Below are 21,114 nucleotides of genomic sequence, written 5' to 3'. Positions count from 1 at the left end.
CAGGGCCGGTGCGCGGATGACGATGGCACGACCCTGCCAGGTTTTCCGTCACTCCTCCACCGCAAGGAGCCCAAACGTGATGGTCAGGCAACCACCCCCGCGTCATTTCAGGTTCAACAGCACCGGTGCCAAGCTGCCTTGCTCATCCACATGCCACAGGCCGCGCTGACCGGCTGGCAACGCAATGCGCGGCCAGCGCAAAAAGGCGGTGCAGCCCAACGGCCGACGGGCCCGCGTCGAAGATTCCCCAAACACCGAAATTTGCGCTGGATATTGTGTCGGGTTTGTCACGGTGAACGTCACGCCCGTCGCATCGCGCTTCACAACTTTCGCCTCGACGGAATCAAAGACGAAGAATCTGTCCGTGTCGGTCTGCAAATAGATTCCCGGCAATTCCAACGCCATCAGCGCTCCGTTGCACTCGTTCCAGCCGGTGACGGAATTGCCGCGCGCACCGCGGCTGTCCGCATCGCAGTAGGTGAGCCGTTCATTGGTATACCCACCGGGCCGGATGCTCTCGCCGTGCGCGTGGACAATGTCACGCATCAGCTCCGCGTAACGGATGTCACCCGTGGCGCGATAAATCTTGAACAGCGGATCGCCTGAACTGGTGCAGATGCCCGGCGCGCCGTGTTTGTTTTGCGTGCTGGCCCAGACCACGCCCGCGAGCTTTGCGTCGAGCCCGCCGAGTTCGGTGGACTTCGGCAGCTCGTAATCGTAGGACACAGTCCATGTCGCGACCAGGTTGGCGAGATTGCGCGATTTCTCCAGCCATGCCGGGTCGCCCGTCGTTTCGTAAAGTGCCATCAGCGCAGTCATGAAACCGGCGGCGGTTTCGGATTCGGCGTTCTGTAAAATGTCGGCGCACGCACCGGTGGTAAAACCCTGCCCCACAAAATCGCGCCGGTAATAATAGCGGGCCGCTTCGCAGGCGATCCTTAGGTATTCAGGATTTTTGAAATAGTCCGACGCCAGCGCGAGCCCGCCGATGATCATGGCGCCACCCGTGGTGTTGTATTCGCCGACTTCGCCGGTGTTGACGTTGATGAGCTTGCCCCACTGGCCGTCTTTCTTCCAGGTGGCAACCATCGCATCGGCGAGTTTCTTCATCGCCGCTTCCCATTCTGGCTTGATGGCGCCGCCCCGGCCCTGCGCCTTGAGCAGCTGGAATTGCTTGATCATCCAGAACAGCGTGTCGCCACTCGTGCGCGCGAGGTTCATGTCCGGCGCGGGATCGCGAAAAGTGACGTTGCCCTTCGCATCGATTGCATAATGGAAATAACCCGACGCCTCCTGCGCCTTGAGGCCGTAATCAAACGTCCCGCTGACCCGCTCCAAGTGCATCGCGTCACCGAGCGCCAGCATTGGAAACGTGTCAATCCAGCCGCCAATCCAGCCAAACGCGATCCATGGGGCGTTTTCGGGACAATAGAACTTGGCGGCGCTGTCATAAAACCGGCTGTCGATGCGGTCCGTCATCCACTTCTCGACCTGGCTGGCAGGAACCAAATCACGCGGATGGTTCGGACCTGTAACAGCCTTGCGCACCGACATGAATTCTTCCAGCAATCCTGGAATGTCCGGCGTGGCGAATGAATAAACGCGCAAGTGCAAAACAATTTCGTCGCCGGCCCGCAAATCCAGGCCGCGATCCGGGCTGGCGCTGAAGCCGATGAATTCGGGCTTCCGCTCGCGCACGCCCGGTGCACTTACAACCACGGTCGCGTGCGAACGTCCGGCGTTTTCCTCGACGGCAAAGGCGTTGTCCATGATTTCGCCGCTGGCTTTGCGAATGAAATCACCGGACGCATGGCGGCCCGCCTGCTCGGCAAGCAAAATGAATCCGCGTTTTTTCACCGGGTCAAAAATGCAGACCGCCGGGGTCGCGGTGTTGCACGCGGCCACTTCCAACTTCGACGGCGCGCCGGCTTCGACGGCCAGGCGCGGGACGGATGTTTGCGTGAGCGGCAAATCTTTGCGGTAATAATCGCCCCGGTCGAGGCCCGCGTTGTAACCGCGCGCCACGGTGCGCAGGCGGTTGCCGTTGTAAACGGAAGCGGGAATGAGCACGTAGTGGTTCGTGCTCCAGCTCGCGAAATCGAACGCCACGGCGACGCCCGCCGACTTTGCCGCTCCTTCAGCCAGTGTGAACGTCGCCGTCAAGTCGCGCGCATCCGGCTCGCCAGCCACCGGGCGCTCTTGCACAAGGCACGTCCAACGATTGGAGCCGGCCCGCAAAACGCCGTTGGTGAATTCCCGACCGGCGACGAGCCTTGCCCCATCATACCGGCACACGAGCGGTCGCATCTGGTCATGCACCGGTGGTTTGGCCGGCAGCCACTTGCCGGCGGTGGAAGCGTCCGTCCGGGCTGGCGGCTCAACCGCCGCCACCCGCAGCGACGGGACAAAGGCAAACAAGCCAAAGCTGGCAGCAATCGCCTTAATCATGTTCTTCTTTTGCTTTGCCTCCCGGGGCTGGCGATTGTTCACATTCATTCCAGCCGGAAGCTCGCCGGGGCGAAGGCGCCCGGCTTGAACTCGAAGCTGCCGTTGCGGATTTTCACTGCGTCACCCGCCGGTTCGCCGCGCAGATTTACGGGCACCGCCTTGGTTGCCTTGAAATCAGCGGGCAGCTTTGCTGTCAGTGCCCCGGAGTTTCCGGCCTGTTCCCAAACGCGCAGCAGCGTCTTGTCGCTGTAGGGATCGGGACCAAATAAGGTCACCAACACGCCGCGACGCGAGAGCTGCAACCCAGTTTTGGAAACCGGAAGTTTTCCACGGCCGCCGTCAACATAAGTCGCAACCAGCGGCTCACGCGCCTCCCAGGACGGGGTGATGATGTTTTTCGCCGCGTCGCCGCCGTGCACAACCCAGAGGCGCACGCGCGAATTCCACGAGCCGTCCTGCCAGAGCGGGAAATTCGTGTCCCATTGATTGTTGTAAAGGTTGATGAACACCCGGGCCCGTTTGGGCGCGTAGTGCAGCGAAAATTTCCACAAACCCGGCTCGTCCAGGCTCACCAGCGGCGAGTCAAGCGGGCAAAGTCCCACGCCGAAACCGTCCGGGCCGGCGACGGTCATGCCGGAGTTGAGGCAGAGCAGATGGCGGTTGCCGCCGTCAATGATGTCCGTGGCCGGATCAATCAGCGAGCCAAGGCGCGCAAGTTCGAATTTTGGATGCTCCAAGTTGAACGGGAAGCAGAGCCAGCCGCCCTCGGGCAGCGGATCGGCCGTCTTGTCGTCAATCGTCCATTCCATGTCGAGATACGGCTGGCGGGCGGACAGCGTGTATTTGAGGGTGACGGATTCTGCGAGCGGCGCGGCGGCGGCGGAATGAAGGACAATCGTTTTCGCCAACGGCGTGGTCTGCGTTGCCACCGTCCAGTTCGTCAGCTTGATCGCGGCGTAAGGCTGTTGCAGCGCCGGCGGAATCGGCTTGTCGAAATCGCTGCCGGGATGTGAAGCCCAGCCGCGCGTGTAAGCTTTCGTAAACGCATCCACGTTCGTCTTGGCGAAGCGTTCGTGCAGGTAAGCGCCCAGGGCGTTTTCGTCTTTCGGCGAAACGAGTTCGCGGCCGGTTTTCAAATCGACAAGCGAAACAATGCCGCCGCGCGCCGCGTCCACTTTGAGGCGGAGGAATGCATTCTCAATCACGCCCTGGCCGCCGGATGCAACGGAAGCCGGCGAACGGCCCGCCACCGGCTGGAACGTCTTGTAGCCTCCCGCCGGAACATCGCCGGCAAAGAAGCGCAAGGTCCTGCCGGCCGTCACCACGGCGTCCAGGATTTTTCCACTGGCCAGATCGCGCACGCTGGAACAACCGTCGTCCGGCACGTTCACCTGCACCTCGCCGCCGCGCGCCCACGGCAGCGGGTTGAACACGACGATGCGCGGGCCGTCGGCGTCCACGCTTTGTGCGAGCCGTTGCATCCGCTCGTCCAGCGCGTTGGTGATGATGCTTTCGGTGGTGTGGAGGTAGGCGCGCTTGTCATTGAACGATTGCAGGAACCGCGCGTATTTGCCTTCGGCGAGCTTTTGTTTCCATTCGTCGCCATACCAGAAACCGCCGGGCTGGCTGCCGTAATAACCGAACGTGTGTTCGCTGTAGAGGAGGCTGTTTTCGTAGGCGCGCGCCAGCGGTTGTGCGAGTGGAGCGGTTTCCAATCCGGCGGCCCGCAGTTCCGTATCGAGCATTGCCACCGCGCCTTCAAGCGGACGGACATTGCAGCCGGTCTTGGTTTCAACCGGCATGGATTCAAAGCCGTGAATCCACGTGTCCGGCATGTCGCCGCGCACGACGGGGATGTCCCTGGTGTTTTCCGCCATGAACGCATTGTAAAAATCCTCCAGCCTGCCGAATTTGACTTTGACGTCGGGCATTTCCTTGGCGGCTTGCACAATCAGCTTGTTCACTTCCGCTGCCGTTGGCGGGCCATGGTTATCGCCCGTCATGATCACGGCCAGCCACACGGGATAGGGCCAGTCCTCGGGCGGCAGCAACGGCGTGCCGTATTCCGGCGAGTAAGCCGTGAGCAGGCGCGAGCCGTCCGGGCCTTCCCACCAAAACAGCGGCGGCACCTGCATGGGCTTGCTGCCGCCGTTGCAGCCAACCTGCAAAAAATTCACGCCGGCGTGCTTGAGCAACGTCGGCAGAACCCAGGTGTGCTCCGGCACGTCGGTCATTTTCGCCGCCCGCGGCAGCGGCTGGCCGAGTTCATGCGTGAGGTTTGCGGAATAGGTCATGCCTTCCACCAAGTCTTCCAGATCGAGCGTTTCTGTCTCGATACTGAACGGCATGGCGATGACGGCCAGCCGGCCCTCTTTCACTGCCTGCAATAATTTTTCGCGCCGCTCCGGCGTCTGGCCCGGCCAGAGCATTTCCTTCAACGGCCAGCCTGGCACCGTCCAGGTGAATTGTTGCGACGGCGGCAGCGACCGCGACTGCTCGATCACCGCCAGCGCCCGGTCAGCGAACGTCGTGCGGTAGCGGGTGAGGATGTTCGTGACAAGGTCGGTGTAGCCGATGTCGTAATGCGTCTTGAAGACGACGACGATTTCCTTGACCTGATTCTCGGCGCGCGCCGGCAATGCGAGCAGCACCGCCAGCAACGTGGCGGCCACAAAACGGTTGGTTGAACAGGTTTTCATGTTTTTGTTTTCAGAACCGAATCTGCTTCGGATTTATTGACGCCACCGCGCCATGGCAGACTGTGAACAGGGACTAGCCACAGGATATTGCTGCCGCAGCAGCCAGAAATGCCACCATCAGGTTATACCAGCGCCATCCGGGTTTCACTTTGAACGCACCACAAGGAGCGCATCGGTCAATCCCCCGGCGCGGGCGGAGATTTTTGCTTTCCCAGCCCTGCCCGCTGCCTGCAACAGCAGCGTGGCCACGCCGGCTTCGGCTTTGACTTCGGCGGGACTGACCATTCGGCCCGCGCCATCCACGGAAAAGGTCACCAACGACTCGGCTGTCGGCACGGTCTGGCCATCCTTGTCCACGATCCGGGCGCGGACGAATACCGCGTCCGTGCCATCGGCGGTGAGATCGCGCCCGCAGGTTTCCACTTCCAGCTTTAGTGCCACGGGCACACCCGGTGTGCGGCGGACAAATTCGCAAACCTGCTTCCCCCTCACGTAGCCGACGGCCTTGAGTTCACCCGCTTCGTAAGGCACCGGCGCGAAGGTGAACGGCGGATGCGCCATGTGCCGGGCATTGCCGCCGTCAAACATCGCCCGATATTCTTCGCCCTTTTGTTGCTTCAGCGAATTCGCCGTGGCGGCTTCGTCGTCACGGACGTTTTTGCCGCTGGCCATGTAAACCGGGTCGGCCTCGGGATGCCACACGCCGTAATCGGAGTCGGGGCCGGCATCGGGCTTCCGTCGCGCAACGGTTTTGCCGTTCACCCGCAACTCGACTTCCTCGCAGTTGGAAAAAACCACCACCTTCGTCGGTGATGACCGCGGCGTCCAATAGTTGGCGATGAAGATGGCCGGTTGGTTCACGTCGCGCTGGCTCTGGAAAAAAGAATACGAGAATTTTGGCCGGCGCAGGTAATCCAGAACGCCGCAACGGCTGATGGGATTCTGCTCGCTGCATCCGCGAAAGTGATCCACCCCCACCCAGAGGCAGTCGCCGATCAGCCACGGCATGGCGGCGTTGCGGTTGTGGGACCAGATGAAATTCCACGCCTGGAGCAGCAACGCCGTTTCGCCCGCGCCGACGGCCACGCGGGTGGTGCTGTGTTCGCCGCCGAATTCGTAGTCGCCGTATTCACGGGCGAAGGAGCGTTTCCGGGCTTCAAAACCGGGCGCGGCACCGCGCTCATAAAATCCGCCCCAGCCGGCATACGGCACATCGTAGTGGCTCACGTCCTTGCTCGCATAGCTGTCGCCGGCGGTGAACAGCTGGCCGCCGGGATATTCTTCGCGGGCGATGCGCGCGCATTCGGCGTAGAATTGGTCGTGGCCGTAGGTTTCGTTCAGGCTGACCTCCCACATGATGGCACTGGGATGATTCCGATGCCAGCGCACCATGTCGCGGATGTTTTGTTTGGCGAGATCGGTGAACGTTTCGTCCGCCTTGAACCATTGCCAGCCGGGCGTGCAGACCGAAACCATCAACCCCAACTCGTCGCACGCGTCCATCACCGCCTGGGACTGGGGGTAATGCGCCAAACGCAGGAAATTGAAGCCCGCGTCCTTGAGACGTTTCAAATCGCGATACTGCGCGTTGTCCGGAACGGCGTTCCCGAGCCACGGAAAATCCTGATGCCGGTTGGCGCCGCGGATCGTCAGCGATTCACCATTGATGACAAAGCCCCGCTGGTCGTCATAAGCGAGGGTGCGAAGGCCAAAACGTGTTTTCTCCGCCTGAAGCATCTTCCGTCCGCGACGCAGTTCAGCCTTGAGTGTGTAAAGGAACGGATGATCAGGATGCCAGAGCTGTGGTCGAGCGACTACGACCTTCGCTGTGAAGGCAAGGTGGTCCCCTGCGGAAATGGTTTCCGCCGCCGTGCCGGCCGTTGCCACCATTCGATTTTGCGCGTCCAGAATGGTGAACAGGACTTGCGCCGCCGCGGCCGCCGGCAAATCGTTTTGCACATCGGCTTGCAGCAAAAAGGCGGCATTCGTGGCATCGGCGGATTCCGTGCGAACAAACAGCCCGCCGCCGGCAATGCGATTTGCCTCGAAGACGTCGGTGATATGCAACGGGTCGGTCACGATCAGATGCACGTCACGGTAAAGGCCGCCTTGATACGTGAAGTCGAGATTTTTGAGCGGTTTGCCGGGCGGCACGTCTGGCTGATCTCGATTAACAAGACGGACCGTGATGACGTTGTCCCCTTTCCAGTTCAGCTCCGGAGTGAGGTTCACGGTGAAGGGCAAATAGCCGCCCTCATGGACGGCCAGCGATTGGCCATTGAGCCAGACCTCGGCCATCTGCATCGCCCCGTCAAAGCGAAGCTGGATTTTTTTGCCGCGCCAGCCGGGCTCCGTGCGAAAATGTTTATGATACCAGCACACCCCCTGGAAGTGATGGCCGGCCTCCATCGGCTGTTCAATGCGCGGCGTGTGCGGCAGCACCACTTTGTCCCAGCCATCGTCCGGCGCGTTCTGAGCCGTATCTCCCAGGTGAAAAACCCAGCCCTGGTTCCAAAGTGCGGCGGTCGCTTTCGCGTTAAGACCAAGCAGCTGCGACATCGCGCCCATCGCAACGGCAAGGACCAAACGGCGGGCGGCTGCCCAATTCATGAATTTGTCCGGGTTAAAACCATGGGTTTGCGGGCGAATAATACGTCTCAGGGAGCGGGCGAAACATACCACATACGGGTGAAAACCCTTTCACCGAATGGCCAGCAGGATTCGCTGCACGGTCCACACCATGCCCGTGCCTGCGATCAAGGCTGACGCCGGAATGACAACCGCACGGCGATACCATTTCCGCCCGCGCCACCAGCCGACCACCAGAAACGCCGCCGTGATCACCGTCAACTGGCCAAGTTCCACGCCGCCGTTGAAGGAAATCAACGCCGTGGCAAAATCCTGGCGCGGCAGGCCAAGCGACAGCAGGACGCTGGAAAAACCAAGACCGTGGATGAGCCCAAAGCCAAACACCACCACGGGGCGCCAGGGTTTCAGTTCCGGCGTGCAGATGTTTTCCACGGCCACAAATGCGATGGAAGCGGCGATGAGCGGTTCCACCACTGACGACGGCAGCCGGATCATGCCATACATCGCGAGCCCCAGTGTAATGGAATGCGCCACCGTGAACGCGGTCACCTGCGCCAGCAACGGCTTGATGCGGCAGCTTAGTAGAAACAAGCCCAGCACAAACAGGATGTGGTCCGTGCCTTCCGGCAAAATGTGCGTGAACCCCAGCACGAGGTATTGGCGCGCGACCAGCCAGCGACCCGGTTCTGCAACGCTTGAATTTGCGGCACCGCCTTCCAGTTGCAACGGAATCGGCCGGGTGACCTCGCCCGCATTGGCCACCAGCGTCGCCGGCTCCTGTCCCGGACGATCCACCGTGACGGCGACCACACCCATGATCTCGGGAAAACAAAGCGACACCTGGTGAGCCGACGGCGGCAGATGCCCCTCGGCCGAAAGCATCAACATCACCGGCAATCGGACGATGGTCAGGGACTCCTTGTAACGCTCCAAATCGGCGACGCTGGGAAAAATGATCGTATCCAGCTGCCCTGTCCCCTGGTCGGTCGTGACCGAGAATTCGCGCTGAAATTGCGCCTGCGCTGCGTCCAGGCTCAAGCCGATGGCGTTGGTGGGGCCGTCGAGCCACACGTTCATCTCAGTGTCGGTGGCCGCTTGCGGTGTGACGCCGAGGACAAACGGCGGCACGTCGAAGGTCAAATCCAGCGTGAACGTGCCATTTGAGACAATCGTCATCTGCGCCGAGGCCATGGTGGGCAGGTGCGCCGACGCGGGGAACGCGGCCAGCAACAGCGCGAGTCCGATCCAACCCGGACGGACCACGCGCCAGCGGGCCACCCGCGACCACCACGCGCGACGGCGAACGGCCGACAATAGGATTGCCAGCCGGTCCGTCATTCGTCCACGCGCAGTGTGACCATGCCGAGCTTTGGCACCGCAATGGTGGCCGGCGCTTCCCCACCCTGTTCTTCGCAGGCGCTGGAGAGCCAGACGTGGCGGACCGGACGGTTCCATTTCAAGCGCGCGTGCTGCGTGGTGCCGGTGGGATTATAGAGCCGCACGATGAGCGCCTTGCGGTCGTCGCTGGGTTTGAACGCCGTGGTCACAATGCTGGCCGGCTCGATGTTCAGCATCGACCCAACCGGGGCGTCCCCCGCCGCCGGCGCGACAAGCAACGGTTCGGTGCTGTTCACGCCAAAGCGCGTGGCCGCGACGGGATCGTAGGCGCCATGCACCTGTATTGCATAGCGAAACCAGGTCGGCCCTTCCTGGTCGGCCCGATAGTTCGTATGCCAATGATTGTTCATGACCCACGAATAAATCTTCGCCGACGGCTCGATGTGTTTGAGATACGCATTGGGGTCGGGCTGGCTGCGCGGCAGGTTGGCCGTCAGCCCGCCCAGTTCCATGAGCGGCGCGTCGTCCGTGGACCACGTCACGCCATAGTTCGAACCCGAAATGTCCACCCAGCGTTCGACGCTGAACCAGTTTTTGCACGCGCCCGGAAGCTGATCCTTCTCCGGTTCGCCAATCGCGCCCGGGCTGTTGATGTGCACCGCCGGATTCGGGATGTTGAAGCTGAACCCGAGATGCACGCCCTCGACGGAGCGCACGGCCTTTTTGTCAATCAGATCGCTGATCTCCACCCGGTCGAGGCCGTCCACCAGCCGAACCTCGCGCGCCAGATGGTTGCAGCCGGGCGCGTCGGATGCGGCCACCAACGAGACGACGAGCGGACCGGATTCCTTGACGGTGACGCGCGCCGGGCCGCTCGGTTGAACGCCTTGCAGGTCGTGCCCCGGCAGGTAGAGGTAATTGTTGAGCGAACCATCAGCGAGTTCGGCGTCGATGCCGTGCGCACGCAGACTGACGATGTCGCCGGTGTGCTCATCCAACTTCACGGTAAGCAGGGGTGTGGAAAGGGTCATGCCGTCGACCGTGGCTTTCCCACCGGCCGTGGGCGCGCCGGACGAAATGGTAAAACGCTCGGCGCCGAGCGGCGGAACATTCCGGGCGAGAAAAACCAGTTCGCCGGTGGAAAGCCGCTGGGACGGCACGGGCCGGCCGGATGCATCCGTCACTGCATCGCCCGTTGTTTCCTTCGGCAACGTCACCAGGTCGGTTCGCGCCCACGACGCCGTGTTGTAAACGTCCACGGATTTTGAGGCAGCGGATTCGGTCGCGTCCAGTGCCCGGTTGAGCAGTTCATGGGAAAGCTGATCGGCCTTGAGCGCGTAGCCTTGCTTGTAGGCCCACTGCTTCTTCACGAACGGCAGGTCCGGCTGGCTGATGCTGTTGTAGGCCCCCCACGTGTGTTCACTGTAGAGCGCGGCGTTTTTCCACGCGCCGGCGAATTCATCATTCGGAAATTGGCCCGGCTGGCGCAGCGCCCAAATCGTTTCCGCCTGCACCAGGCGGTCGGCCGAATGGCGATTGAGCGCCGTCTCGCGCGCGGATGAGCCCGCCCCATCTTCCCAATACGGCGTCAGGTCGCCGCGGAACGTGGGCAACTCGGCACCGTAGCGCTTTTCAAAAGCGTGGAACGCCTCGCTCGTCGTGGCGATGACCAGCTTGGGCCAGGCGTATTTTGCATTCCAGTCGCGCACGAACGGCATCACGCCTTCGTCGGGCGGACCATTGTCGCCTTTGGTCCAACGCAACTGCACGATGTCATACGGATATTGCTGTTCCTCCAGCCGGTTCAACAAAAACGGCAGACCCTCCTTCAGCGAAGAAAAATGGTGTCCGAAGGAATAGCCGCCTTGCGAGCCCCAATAAAGCGCCCGTTCGGTGCCCGAAGGCGAAAGCCAGTAAAACGGATGGTTCTCCCATTGCACGCGCACATAACCAATGCGGTCGCCAGCCATCGTGCGCGAGGCGTTGGGTCCGTCGGAAATGTATTTCACCCCGTGCGACGCCAAAGCCGGGACGATACCCCACGTCAGACCCGGCACGTCGCTGATCATCATCGAATCCACGGTGGCGCCGCAATGACGGCCCAGGTCGGTGGCGAGGCTGATTTGTCGCATCATTTCCTCGGAACGGCACAAACCGGTCAGCAGGTTGCCATACATCGCGTCCACGCCGATGTAACCGTCACGCACGGCCTGTTCAAATTCCCGCTTCTGCCCGGGCGTCGCGATGCGGTAAAACTGATCCGCCGTCCACATCACCTCCAGGTTCCATTTGAAACGGGCGCCCACGGGATAATCTTTTGTCTGCCGAATCAGTTCCAGGGCGCGCAGCACGTTGTGCGCCTGCTTCTGCTCAATGTTCGGCTGGAGATCGGTGTAGCCGATGTCCGTGTGTGAATGCATCAGGATGTAAACCTCCCACTTGCGGACCGGCTGGCGCGTCACCGTCTGGCTCGCCTGAATTTTGCCGTCGATGACGAGCGAGAGCGTGGCTTTGCTTTCTTTGGCAACTTCGCGAGCAAGCACTTCGAGCTGTTGCACGCCCCCCTTCAAAGTCACCCGGCCCACTTCCGCGTCGTCGAGATTCACGGCAGCAGCACGCGTCTCACCGATGGACAGCAACGTCACTTCAAGCGGCTGGAATAATTTTCCGTCCCGCTCCAGCAACGCAGCCTGCGCCTCAACCGAACGCACCATCACCGCCCGGTCCACGGGCTTCGTTGCGAGGCCAGCTGGCGCTGCCAACGCCACGCAATCGTAAAGCATCCAGCTACCCTCCGCGGTGGTGATCGTAACGATGTTGTTTCCGGCCTGAAGCAGGTCCGCGGGAAACTCCACTTCGAAATGCTGCGGACGACCCTGCGCCGGATCTCCCTCCACGGACGCATCGCCCGCGCCCGCCGTCAGCTGCCGGTCAAACGCCTGGCTGTTGATGGCGATGCGCAAGCGGGGCGGGGCCTGGTGCTGGGTGTCGAGCAGGTCGAACACGAGCCGGCACATGCCACCGGCCACCGGTTGAACGATTCCAAACACCACGGTGAACGTATGCAGCTGGCTGCCTGCCCAGGCATCCACCGGCCCGGGCTGCACGTATGGCCAGCCCTGTTGGGGATCCGTTTGCCCCACCACAAACACCGCGTCGTCTTTGAACTGCGCATAGCCGCGGGGCGCGAGCGCAAATTCAGCGTTGGCGCGGTCCGGCCTCCCGATTTGCCAGAGCAGCTGGCTGTCGGCGGCGCAGGCAGAAACGGCCGCCAACAGTGCGAACGTGGGGAGCCGGCGGAACAGGAATGCAATTGGGCGCATGAAAGGATTTGGGTTGCTTTGTCTAAACATTTAGACAAGTATTGGCTGCGTTGTCAATGCACCAATCGTTTCAGCGCGCGTGTCGGTCACATCAGAAGCAGAACTACGCTGTTGAAGGCATGGGGAGTGCAGCCGCCCCGGCTGCCGTTCGGTGCGCCCTCGCGCCGAACACAACGATAGACAGGCACCAAGCGGGTGGGCCATTTCGAGCGCCAATGTCAGCCGCGAGGACGCGGCTGACCGCGCTCGAGGCGGGCGCGCTCCCCATTTCAACTGCATGTTCCGGCTAAACACCACCCCGCAACCCATGCCTAAAACACAATCCGTATCCGTCACCGCGCCTGCGCGACTCGATCACGCCAGTGCGATGCCGCTGCACGCGCAGGTGCGTGTGTTTTTGCTCAACCTGATCCGCCAGCCGGAATACCAGCAGGGCGCATTGTTGCCGGATGAGCTTTCCCTCGCCGCCCGGTTGGGCATCAGCCGGGGCACGTTGCGCGCCGGCATCGCGCGCCTGGTTCATGACGGCCTGCTGGAACGCAAGGCGGGCGTGGGCACGCGTGTCCGCCCGCAATCCGCCGAGTCGGGCATCGGCGCCTGGCGCAGCTTCTCGCGCGAAATGGGCCGCAAGGGCATTCGCGTCGAAAACTTTCGTCAGCGCTTTGAGCCGGTGCGGCCGGATGAAATCGCCGCCCGCGCGCTGCAAATTGACGCCCGAACGAAGCTCTGGCGGCTGGACCGCGTGCGCGGCTGGAACGGACAGCCCGTATTGCATACGCGTTCCTGGTTTCATCCCCGCCTCGGGCTGACGGGGCGCGAGGATTTTTCCCGCCCGCTTTACGATGTCATCGAAGCCGAGACCGGCGTCGTTGCCGAACAGGCCCGCGAAGACTTTACCGCCGTGGCCGCCAGCAAAACGATGGCCGGACTGCTGGCAACCAAACCGGGCGAACCGCTGCTGTTGCGCACGCACACGGTTTTCGATGCCGGCGGCCGCCCCATTGAATTCGCACAAGTCCATTACGTGAGCGGGCGGTTCACGCTCACCTTGGATTTGCGCCGGGACGGAGTGGGAAATTCATGAAACGGACGCCGCTCATCCTGGCCTGCGACGTCGGCGGCACGAAACTCAAACTCGGCCTCGTGCGCAACGAACGCCTGCTGGCACGGCGCGAAATCGAGGCCCGCGTTGATTTGGGCCTGCGAAATGCGCTGGAGCGCATCGAAAGGGCCGCCCGCGTTTTGTGCCGGCAAAGCGGCCGGAAAATGTCGGAGCTGGCCGGTTTCGGGCTGGCGTTTCCCGGCATCATCCAGCCGCACTCGGAAAGAATCCTGTCCACGCCGGCCGGCAAATTCGACGACGCAAAGTCGCTGGACGTTCCGCGGCTCGTTGAAAGTTTGCTCGGCCTGCCGACGCGCATTTGCAACGACGCCAACGCCGCGCTGGCCGGCGAATGGAACCTGGGCACCGCGCGCGGTTATCGCAGCGTGGTCATGATGACACTGGGCACCGGCATCGGCACGTCCGCGATCATTGACGGTGTTCCGCTGCGGGGTCAGCACGGTCAGGCCGGCTGCCTCGGCGGACATCTGACGACCATCTGGCCGGGCCGCGAGTGTCTTTGCGGCAATCTCGGCTGCGCGGAGTCTGAAGCCTCCACCTGGGCATTGCCCACACAGGCAGCGGCACATCCGGGTTTCACCGCGAGCCGGCTGGCGCGTGAAACGGTTCTGGATTACGCCGCCGTGTTCCGTGCCGCCCGCGGGAGAGACCCGGTGGCCATTGAATTGCGCGAGCGGGCCATCCGCCTCTGGGCAGCGGCGTTGGTCAATTTAATCCATGCCTACGACCCCGAATGCGCCGTCATCGGCGGCGGCATCATGCGCAGTGCAAACATCATTCTGCCCAAAATTCGCCGGCATGTTGCACGACATGCCTGGACCCCCTGGGGCCGGGTGAAAATCAAGCCCGCCACGTTCGGCAACGACGCGGGCATGATCGGCGTTGCCAGTCTGTTCACAGCGGCCCAATGAGACGTTCGAATTACGACAAGCTTCCGTTCGTCACCGTCCCGGAGAGCGACAACGCCTGCGTCGTCGGCTGGGACGCCATTGCGGCTCAACTGCAAAAGGACCTCAACTCGCACCGCGCGCAGAAACCCATCCTGGTCGTCGAATGTTATCCCGGCGTGGACGAAGCCGCCGTGCTCCGCGAATTGCAACAACGACTCCAGCCCGCGCTGACGATCTCGGCCCGGGACGCCCTGTATCCGCCGAAGAAGATTGATGCGCTCGTGGCGCCGTTTCTGGGCGGCGACGATCCCGTGTTTGGATTTCTGAGCGGCCTGTCGCTGGTGCATTTTTTCGACGCGGAACCGCTCTGGCGTTTGCGCCGCGAGATTGAGCAACTCAAGGAAGGACTGGTGCTCATCGTGGGTTGCGGCGCTTCGCTTGTCGCATGGGGACACATTCTGGTTTATGCCGACCTCGCCCGCTGGGAAGCCCAGCAGCGCTTTCGCCGGAACGAGACCGGCAATCTCGGCGCTGACAACCGCACGCTCGCCGCGAGCCTGAAATACAAACGGGCGTTCTTCGTGGATTGGCGCGTGGCCGACCGCTGGAAGCGTCCGCTCATTGCCCGCTGGAATTACGTCCTCGACACCCACAATCCCGCCGAACCCAAACTGGCCGACGGCGAAGCCGTGCGACGAGGCTTGAGCGAGGCGGTGAAACGGCCATTTCGCGTCGTGCCGTTCTTCGATCCCGCGCCGTGGGGCGGCCAGTGGATGAAGGAGGTGTGCGACCTCGACCGCACGCCGAAGAATTATGGCTGGTGCTTTGATTGTGTTCCCGAGGAAAACAGCCTGTTCCTCGGTTTTGGCGAGGTGCGCATGGAACTCCCGTCGCTCGACCTTGTCTTCCACCAGCCGCGCGCATTGCTCGGCGACAAGGTTCACGCGCGTTTTGGCGACGAATTTCCGATCCGCTTCGACTTCCTCGACACGATGGGCGGCGGGAACCTGTCGTTCCAGGTGCATCCGCTCACGGAATACATCCAGCAACATTTCGGCATGCACTACACGCAGGACGAAAGCTATTACCTGCTGGAGGCCGGGCCCGGCGCGAGCGTGTATCTCGGCTTGAAGGAGGACGTTGATCCGGCGGCCTTCCGGCGCGACCTGGAAATCGCGCAGGCTGGCGGAGCTGCGTTTCCGGCCGGGAAATACGCGAACCAGTTCCCGGCCAAGAAGCACGACCATTTCCTCATTCCCGCCGGCACGGTTCATTGCAGCGGCGCGGAATCCATGGTGCTCGAAATCAGCGCGACGCCCTACCTCTTCACGTTCAAGCTGTGGGACTGGGGACGTCTGGGACTCGACGGCCAGCCGCGTCCGATTCACCTCGAACATGGCCTCGCCAACGTTCAATGGGAGCGAACAACGGACTGGGTGAAGCGCGAACTCATCAACCGCTGCGAACCGCTCCGTTCCGGCGACGGCTGGCGCGAAGAACGCACCGGCCTGCACGAGCGGGAGTTCATCGAGACGCGCCGCCACTGGTTCACAAAGATCGTGCCGCACGACACGCAGGGCGGAGTCAATGTGCTCAACCTCGTCGAAGGTGAGGAAGCCATTGTGGAAAGCCCGAACGAGGCGTTCTCCCCCTTCGTGGTTCACTATGCGGAAACGTTCATCGTCCCCGCCGCCGTCGGCCCCTACACCATCCGTCCGCACGGCCCGTCCGTGGGGAAGGAATGCGCGACGATGAAGGCCTTTGTGCGGACCTGAACGGCTTTGTTATGCATGCCTCCACCCATGGTTCATTGCGGTTTGTCCTGTTCGCCAGCGCCGTCGCGGCCATCGGCGGATTTCTATTCGGCTACGACACCGCTGTCATCAACGGCGCAAACACATTTCTCCAGACCCATTTCGCACTTGATGCGAAACGCGATGCCCTGCGGATCGGACTGGCGACGGCGTCTGCCATTCTCGGCTGCATTCCCGGGGCGATGAGCGCGGGCTTCATCAGCGACCGATTTGGCCGGCGACGCGTGTTGTATTTCTGCGCGGTGCTCTACGCGCTGGCCGGCATTCTGTCGGCGATTCCGCAGACGTTCGGGCAATTTATCGCGGCGCGCGTTTTGAGCGGCATCGCCATCGGCGTCTCTTCGATGATTTGTCCGGTCTATATTGCGGAAATAGCCCCGCCGCAATGGCGCGGACGGCTCGGTTCCCTGTTTCAACTCGGCATCGTCACGGGCATTTTTGTCACCCTCTTCATCAACGGCTGGATTCAACGGCCTGATGACGCGGCGTGGAACGCGGCTTACGGCTGGCGCTGGATGCTGGCGGCCGAGGCCATCCCGGCCTTCATCTTTCTTGCGCTGCTGGTGCCGATTCCCGAAAGCCCGCGCTGGCTGATTCAGGCGAAGCGCGAAGGCGATGCCCGCCGCGTGCTGGATCGCATGGGCGGCAAGAGCTACGCCGATTCCGAGATCGCAGCGGTGCAGGCGGTGCTGCAACAGGAACAAGGCGGGTTCGGCGAGTTGTTCTCGCGTCGCTACCGGCTCCCGTTATTGATCGCGCTGGTATTGATGTTCGGCTCCCAGTTGAGCGGCATCAACGCCATCATGTATTACTCGACGGAGATCTTCAAAAATGCGACCGGCAACGCGAATGCGGCGTTCAACAGCTCAGTGTGGATCGGGCTGGTCAACTTCATCGCCACATTCATCGCCATCGGGTTTGTGGACAAGGCGGGACGCAAGCCGCTGCTGCTGATCGGCAACGCAGTGCAGGTGTTGGCCCTGGTGGCGGTGGGGATCATCTATGCGTCGAATCCCCACTCTCCGGCGCTGCTGGGCTTTGTCATCCTCTACATCGCCGCCTTTGCGATGGCGATGGGACCGTTGCCGTGGATTGTCTGCTCGGAAATTTTCCCGGCCAAACTCCGCGGTCGCGCGATGTCCGTGGCCACATTCTGCATCTGGACCGGCTGCCTGCTGGTGGCGCAGACCTTCCCTGCCCTGCTCGGAACGATCGGACCGCGAAACACGTTTTGGACTTATGCGCTGTGCTCGGCGGTGACGTTGGTGCTGGTCTGGTGGTGGTTGCCGGAGACCAAAGGCCGGACGCTGGAGGAAATTGAAACTCACTTTGTCCGCCAGGCGTAAGCGCTCCCAACCTGACCGAAGTGCGGCAGCTTTAAGAAGGAAATGCCCGGGATTATCGCTTGTGACGTTCGTCTTTAATTTTCCGGCGGGCCAAGGACCAGCCAGGTTCGCCCATGCGCCGGAATTTTCACCGAAACCTCGGCCGAGTAATCGCGGTCCAGATTGACCTTCTCAATCGCCCCGTTCTCGTAATGCACGGCCACCGCATTGGTTAATCCCGTGTAATACAGCGGCAGTTTGAGGTGGCGCTCGATCGGAACGTTCAGCGGATTGTAGCACATCGCCAAACCGCGTTCCGGAAGCTGCGGGTTGACGTGCAGCCACCCGTCCCAGTCACGGCCATCCGCACGGCGCAGATGAATGAGGTCGCTGTCGAGAATCGCGCGATGCGCCTTGTAAAAATCCACCCACCTTTTGACGACCGCTTCAGTTTGTGGACCATCAAACAAGCGCGGTCCGCGATAGCACGCCTGCACGCCGGCCCCGAACAGATTGGCCAGCCGTGTTTCATAATGTTCGAGATGGTCCTTCAGCGGCTCAATCGTCGCCGCCTCCCCGCCGCCGTGATATTGCGTCAACGGCACGAACATCCAGCCCATGCCCGGCGTTTTTTCCCAGGTGCCGTCGTATATGTTTTGCCGCTCGATGATTTCCTGCTGCGCACGCGGGAGCGACCAGTCGGTTTCGCGATAGCCCATGCCCGTCTTGCTGGAGCCGGCCAGAAAATACCAGTCCGGCACGTTGAGATAGATGCCCCGCCCGCGGCACCATTCATAAAATCCGGAAATAATTTTCCACTGCTTCCACTGCGAATCCGCCAAGCCGGCATGACCTGGATGATTTGTCGAGGCACAGACGTCGCCGGGATATGAGCCGTCGTTTTCCAAAACGCCGCAGCCGGTCCGTTCGAAGAATTGCCGCAACTTGCGGAAATAATTTTCGCCCCATTCGCTGCCGAGACACGGCGAATCGCCGAAGCGCATGCCACCGGGTTTGCCGGTCTTTGGATTGATGGCGTCATTTTTCGCATCAATGGACCGGCTCGCGAGCAGTGAATAGCCACCGAGCGCCACGCCTTTGCTCCGCGCATAATCCGCGAGCGATTTGAGCTGTGCCAGGTATTCCGGGCTTTCGTTTTCGATGTCGAAGCCGCTGCCGAATGTCATGATGACCATTTCAAAGCCAACCTCGGCACACTGGTCCACGGCGGTTTTCACCGCGTCCGGCCGGGCACTGCGGACGTGCATGAGGATCGGGTTTTCCTGCACCCACGGGGCGAGCGCGCGATACGCCCGGCGGACGGCCAGACCCCGGCGTTCGCGATCGGTGCTGTCATGCACGAGTTCAAACACGCGGAAGGATTCAAAAGCGCCGCCCGGCTCGATTTCCTGCTCCGGTCCGATGGGTGGGGAACATTCCAGCAGACAGGGCGTTTCGAGATTGTAGGAGACCTGGGTTTTGTAGAGCGGGTCCTTTGTCCAATGAATGGCGGGCGCGTCGGCGGTGGCGCTCATGTTGCCGCCAAAGGAATAATCACTGAACGCATCAAAGGCGCGGTAGCTTCCGCGAAAATTGGCCGCCGGACCGTCCACGATGGACTCCGGTTCCATGAACGCGAGCTGTTCGACGGTCAGGGAATTGAGCATGACCGGTTTTGCCGAGTGGTTCCGCACGGTCAGCCATTTCGCAATCAACGGCAGGCCGTCGTAGATTTCGTAGTGCACCTCGACTTCCACGGCACCGGCGTTGGCGGGTGCGGCGAACATCAGTGTCACAGCCCTGCCCGGTGGCGGCCACGGAGCCTCATGCGACAGCCATTCGGGATGTTTCCGCCACGGGAAGCGGGGTTCGGCGGATCCCATTTGCAAACCGACAAAGCGGAATGCCGCTGGATCCGCCTGCATCTGCGCCAGCCAGTCCGGGGCGAAATAGTTTTGCACCGGCTGGCCCACCAGCCCGCCCACATCAAACCCTTTCCCCTCCAGTTCAATCCGCGCCTCCGGCCGCACCGCACGCAAAATGGATTCACCGGTCATCAAATTGTCGAACGCCACCGTTGCGGCATTCGGCGCAAGCTTGATGACGCGACGGACCAGACCGTTTTCCAGAATCACTTCGCCGCCGGCGGCGTTGGTTCCAACGGTCGCACGGAAGGGCGTCGGATCGACCAGCCAGTCGGCGGCGGGGATTTTAAACGGCAGCAGCCCCAGCACGAGGCCGGCCAGCCACGCCGCCTGCCGCGACCTTGACAGGGCCATTTTCATCAATGGCCCGTGGTCACGGCGCTGCCGCCTTGGAAAAGTTCCGCCGGCATGAAGTCCGGTGGGGCCGGACCGGTCGGAGGTCGTGTGAAGAGGGTTCCATACTCGGTGTAGCCGGGAATGAAGCCGCCCGTTGACAGGAAGAATTGACCGTCCTCAACGCCCATGAACCGATCCCGCCGGTCGGCCCGGCCCGTCGGGTCGTGGCTGAACCTGGCCGTCAGCTGTTCATGCCATTGACCGTCGGTCGTGTGATACCATTGGTTGCCATAAAGCGCCTTGCGTCGCAGCTCGCCGTTGCTGCCGCCGAAGTTTTCGCAAAAGCTGTAAAGTCCGCGGAGATACTGGCCGTCCTTGGGCGCCTTCCAGCTCGAAATCAACATCCACCTCTTCTGCTCCGGATGAAACCAATAGCCGGAATACGTGGTATGGGTGCGGTCATTCACTTTGGCGGTGACCATGAATCGCTGCCGCTCGCCGGTTTTCCAATCATAGACCAGATGGCTGTGACCTCCCGTGCCTTCATTCCCGAAGCTGCCCGCGTCCACGCCTTCACCCTTCGCGACAAGCGTCACCCGATCTTCGGCCGCCACCTTGTTGCGGTCGACGCCCTCGTTGCCGCTGTCCCAAACGGAAAAGATGATGCGCCGCTCGGTGGGGCTGTTCACCTGCATGCCCAGATAGCCGCGATGCCAGCCGCAGGCTTCGAAATACGTCCACAACGGGGTGTCCACGCCGGTCACTTCACAATAGAACGCGTCAACGTTGGTCGCGCCGCCCGTGGGATACGCGAGATGCACCGAAGCGGCATTGCGCCGTTCCTTGAGATTGAAATGCGCCTGCTGCGTGGCCGGACCATCGAGCACCAGCGCCTCGATGTCACCGGCCCCCACGCCGGCGGGATTCAGCGACGCGAGCGTGAAACGCTGGTAACCCGCCATCGCAATTCGGAACGGACCAAATGACACGCGCACGGTGTTCGTGCAGCCGACCACCGTGGCCTCGCGGGACGTGCCGGCCACGCTCAAACGGAGCTTTGATTCCTGCCCGGCCGGCAAACGCACATCCAGCGCGCAACTGAGTTCTCCGGGCGTCTGGAAGTCGCCAAACCAAACCACCTGCAGTTGCGGATCGCGCCAGCCGGTAATGCCGCGGCGCTCGGACACGCGCGCCCCGTCGGGGTCGGGTTCGAGATAGGCCGTGCCGGCCGGGATGCGCATTTCTGCCCGAACAGCCAACAGCGGGAGAAACAACAGGGCGGTGGCGAATAATTTCTTCATGGG

At 62.0% G+C, this 21,114-nt stretch carries 11 protein-coding genes; 4 read left to right on the top strand and 7 right to left on the bottom strand.

Annotated features, from left to right (window positions below; genetic code table 11):
• Positions 1-102: 102 nt before the first annotated feature.
• The 5 genes from VFV96_13950 to VFV96_13930 form a co-directional block, all read right to left on the bottom strand.
• Positions 103-2,448 (bottom strand): hypothetical protein, encoded by a 2,346-nt coding sequence (locus VFV96_13950; GenBank protein HEU5071501.1) that lies wholly within the window; start codon positions 2,446-2,448, stop codon positions 103-105.
• Positions 2,449-2,492: 44 nt separating this feature from the next.
• Entirely contained in the window at positions 2,493-5,147 is a 2,655-nt protein-coding gene (locus VFV96_13945) for a hypothetical protein (protein ID HEU5071500.1), read from the bottom strand.
• A 144-nt stretch (positions 5,148-5,291) separates the two neighbouring features.
• Complete coding sequence (locus tag VFV96_13940; GenBank protein ID HEU5071499.1) at positions 5,292-7,757, bottom strand: glycoside hydrolase family 2 TIM barrel-domain containing protein; 2,466 nt, start codon at positions 7,755-7,757, stop codon at positions 5,292-5,294.
• 90 nt (positions 7,758-7,847) lie between these two features.
• Positions 7,848-9,050: a HupE/UreJ family protein gene (locus VFV96_13935; GenBank protein ID HEU5071498.1), complete on the bottom strand. Its 1,203-nt coding sequence runs from the start codon at positions 9,048-9,050 to the stop codon at positions 7,848-7,850.
• A gap of 20 nt (positions 9,051-9,070) precedes the next feature.
• Complete coding sequence (locus VFV96_13930) at positions 9,071-12,397, bottom strand: polysaccharide lyase family protein (protein HEU5071497.1); 3,327 nt, start codon at positions 12,395-12,397, stop codon at positions 9,071-9,073.
• Between the two features lie 307 nt (positions 12,398-12,704).
• On the opposite strand from VFV96_13930, the gene VFV96_13925 reads away from it, so the two are divergent.
• Genes VFV96_13925 through VFV96_13910 form a run of 4 tightly spaced genes read left to right on the top strand, consistent with a single transcriptional unit; the run spans position 12,705 to position 17,570 of the window.
• Positions 12,705-13,481, top strand: coding sequence for a GntR family transcriptional regulator (locus VFV96_13925; protein HEU5071496.1), 777 nt, complete (start codon positions 12,705-12,707; stop codon positions 13,479-13,481).
• Positions 13,478-14,431, top strand: a complete 954-nt coding sequence (locus tag VFV96_13920; protein HEU5071495.1) for an ROK family protein — start codon at positions 13,478-13,480, stop codon at positions 14,429-14,431. Before VFV96_13925 ends, VFV96_13920 begins: the two co-directional genes overlap by 4 nt.
• Entirely contained in the window at positions 14,428-16,185 is a 1,758-nt protein-coding gene (locus VFV96_13915; GenBank protein HEU5071494.1) for a class I mannose-6-phosphate isomerase, read from the top strand. Before VFV96_13920 ends, VFV96_13915 begins: the two co-directional genes overlap by 4 nt.
• An 11-nt stretch (positions 16,186-16,196) precedes the next feature.
• A complete protein-coding gene (locus VFV96_13910) occupies positions 16,197-17,570 on the top strand; it encodes a sugar porter family MFS transporter (protein HEU5071493.1) in 1,374 nt (457 codons plus the stop codon).
• A 74-nt stretch (positions 17,571-17,644) separates the two neighbouring features.
• Here VFV96_13910 and VFV96_13905 read toward each other — a convergent pair whose 3' ends face one another.
• Both VFV96_13905 and VFV96_13900 read right to left on the bottom strand, forming a co-directional pair.
• On the bottom strand, positions 17,645-19,834 hold the full coding sequence (locus tag VFV96_13905) for a hypothetical protein (protein ID HEU5071492.1): 2,190 nt from the start codon (positions 19,832-19,834) through the stop codon (positions 17,645-17,647).
• The gene (locus VFV96_13900; GenBank protein ID HEU5071491.1) at positions 19,834-21,111 is read right to left on the bottom strand and encodes a DUF3472 domain-containing protein; all 1,278 of its coding nucleotides are present in this window, start codon (positions 21,109-21,111) and stop codon (positions 19,834-19,836) included. Before VFV96_13900 ends, VFV96_13905 begins: the two co-directional genes overlap by 1 nt.
• Positions 21,112-21,114 lie beyond the last annotated feature (3 nt).

Source organism: Verrucomicrobiia bacterium (genome assembly GCA_035765895.1).
Classification (GTDB): Bacteria; Verrucomicrobiota; Verrucomicrobiia; order Limisphaerales; family DSYF01; genus DSYF01.
This window is presented reverse-complemented; position numbering and strand designations above follow the sequence as displayed.

Bases quoted from the DNA above. Each gene is read 5' to 3' on its own strand.
- VFV96_13910 (HEU5071493.1), top strand. From the start codon at position 16,197: ATGCATGCCTCCACCCATGGTTCATTGCGGTTTGTCCTGTTCGCCAGC.
- VFV96_13945 (HEU5071500.1), bottom strand. From the start codon at position 5,147: ATGAAAACCTGTTCAACCAACCGTTTTGTGGCCGCCACGTTGCTGGCG.
- VFV96_13905 (HEU5071492.1), bottom strand. From the start codon at position 19,834: ATGAAAATGGCCCTGTCAAGGTCGCGGCAGGCGGCGTGGCTGGCCGGC.
- VFV96_13930 (HEU5071497.1), bottom strand. From the start codon at position 12,397: ATGCGCCCAATTGCATTCCTGTTCCGCCGGCTCCCCACGTTCGCACTG.
- VFV96_13920 (HEU5071495.1), top strand. From the start codon at position 13,478: ATGAAACGGACGCCGCTCATCCTGGCCTGCGACGTCGGCGGCACGAAA.
- VFV96_13940 (HEU5071499.1), bottom strand. From the start codon at position 7,757: ATGAATTGGGCAGCCGCCCGCCGTTTGGTCCTTGCCGTTGCGATGGGC.
- VFV96_13925 (HEU5071496.1), top strand. From the start codon at position 12,705: ATGCCTAAAACACAATCCGTATCCGTCACCGCGCCTGCGCGACTCGAT.
- VFV96_13915 (HEU5071494.1), top strand. From the start codon at position 14,428: ATGAGACGTTCGAATTACGACAAGCTTCCGTTCGTCACCGTCCCGGAG.
- VFV96_13950 (HEU5071501.1), bottom strand. From the start codon at position 2,448: ATGATTAAGGCGATTGCTGCCAGCTTTGGCTTGTTTGCCTTTGTCCCG.
- VFV96_13900 (HEU5071491.1), bottom strand. From the start codon at position 21,111: ATGAAGAAATTATTCGCCACCGCCCTGTTGTTTCTCCCGCTGTTGGCT.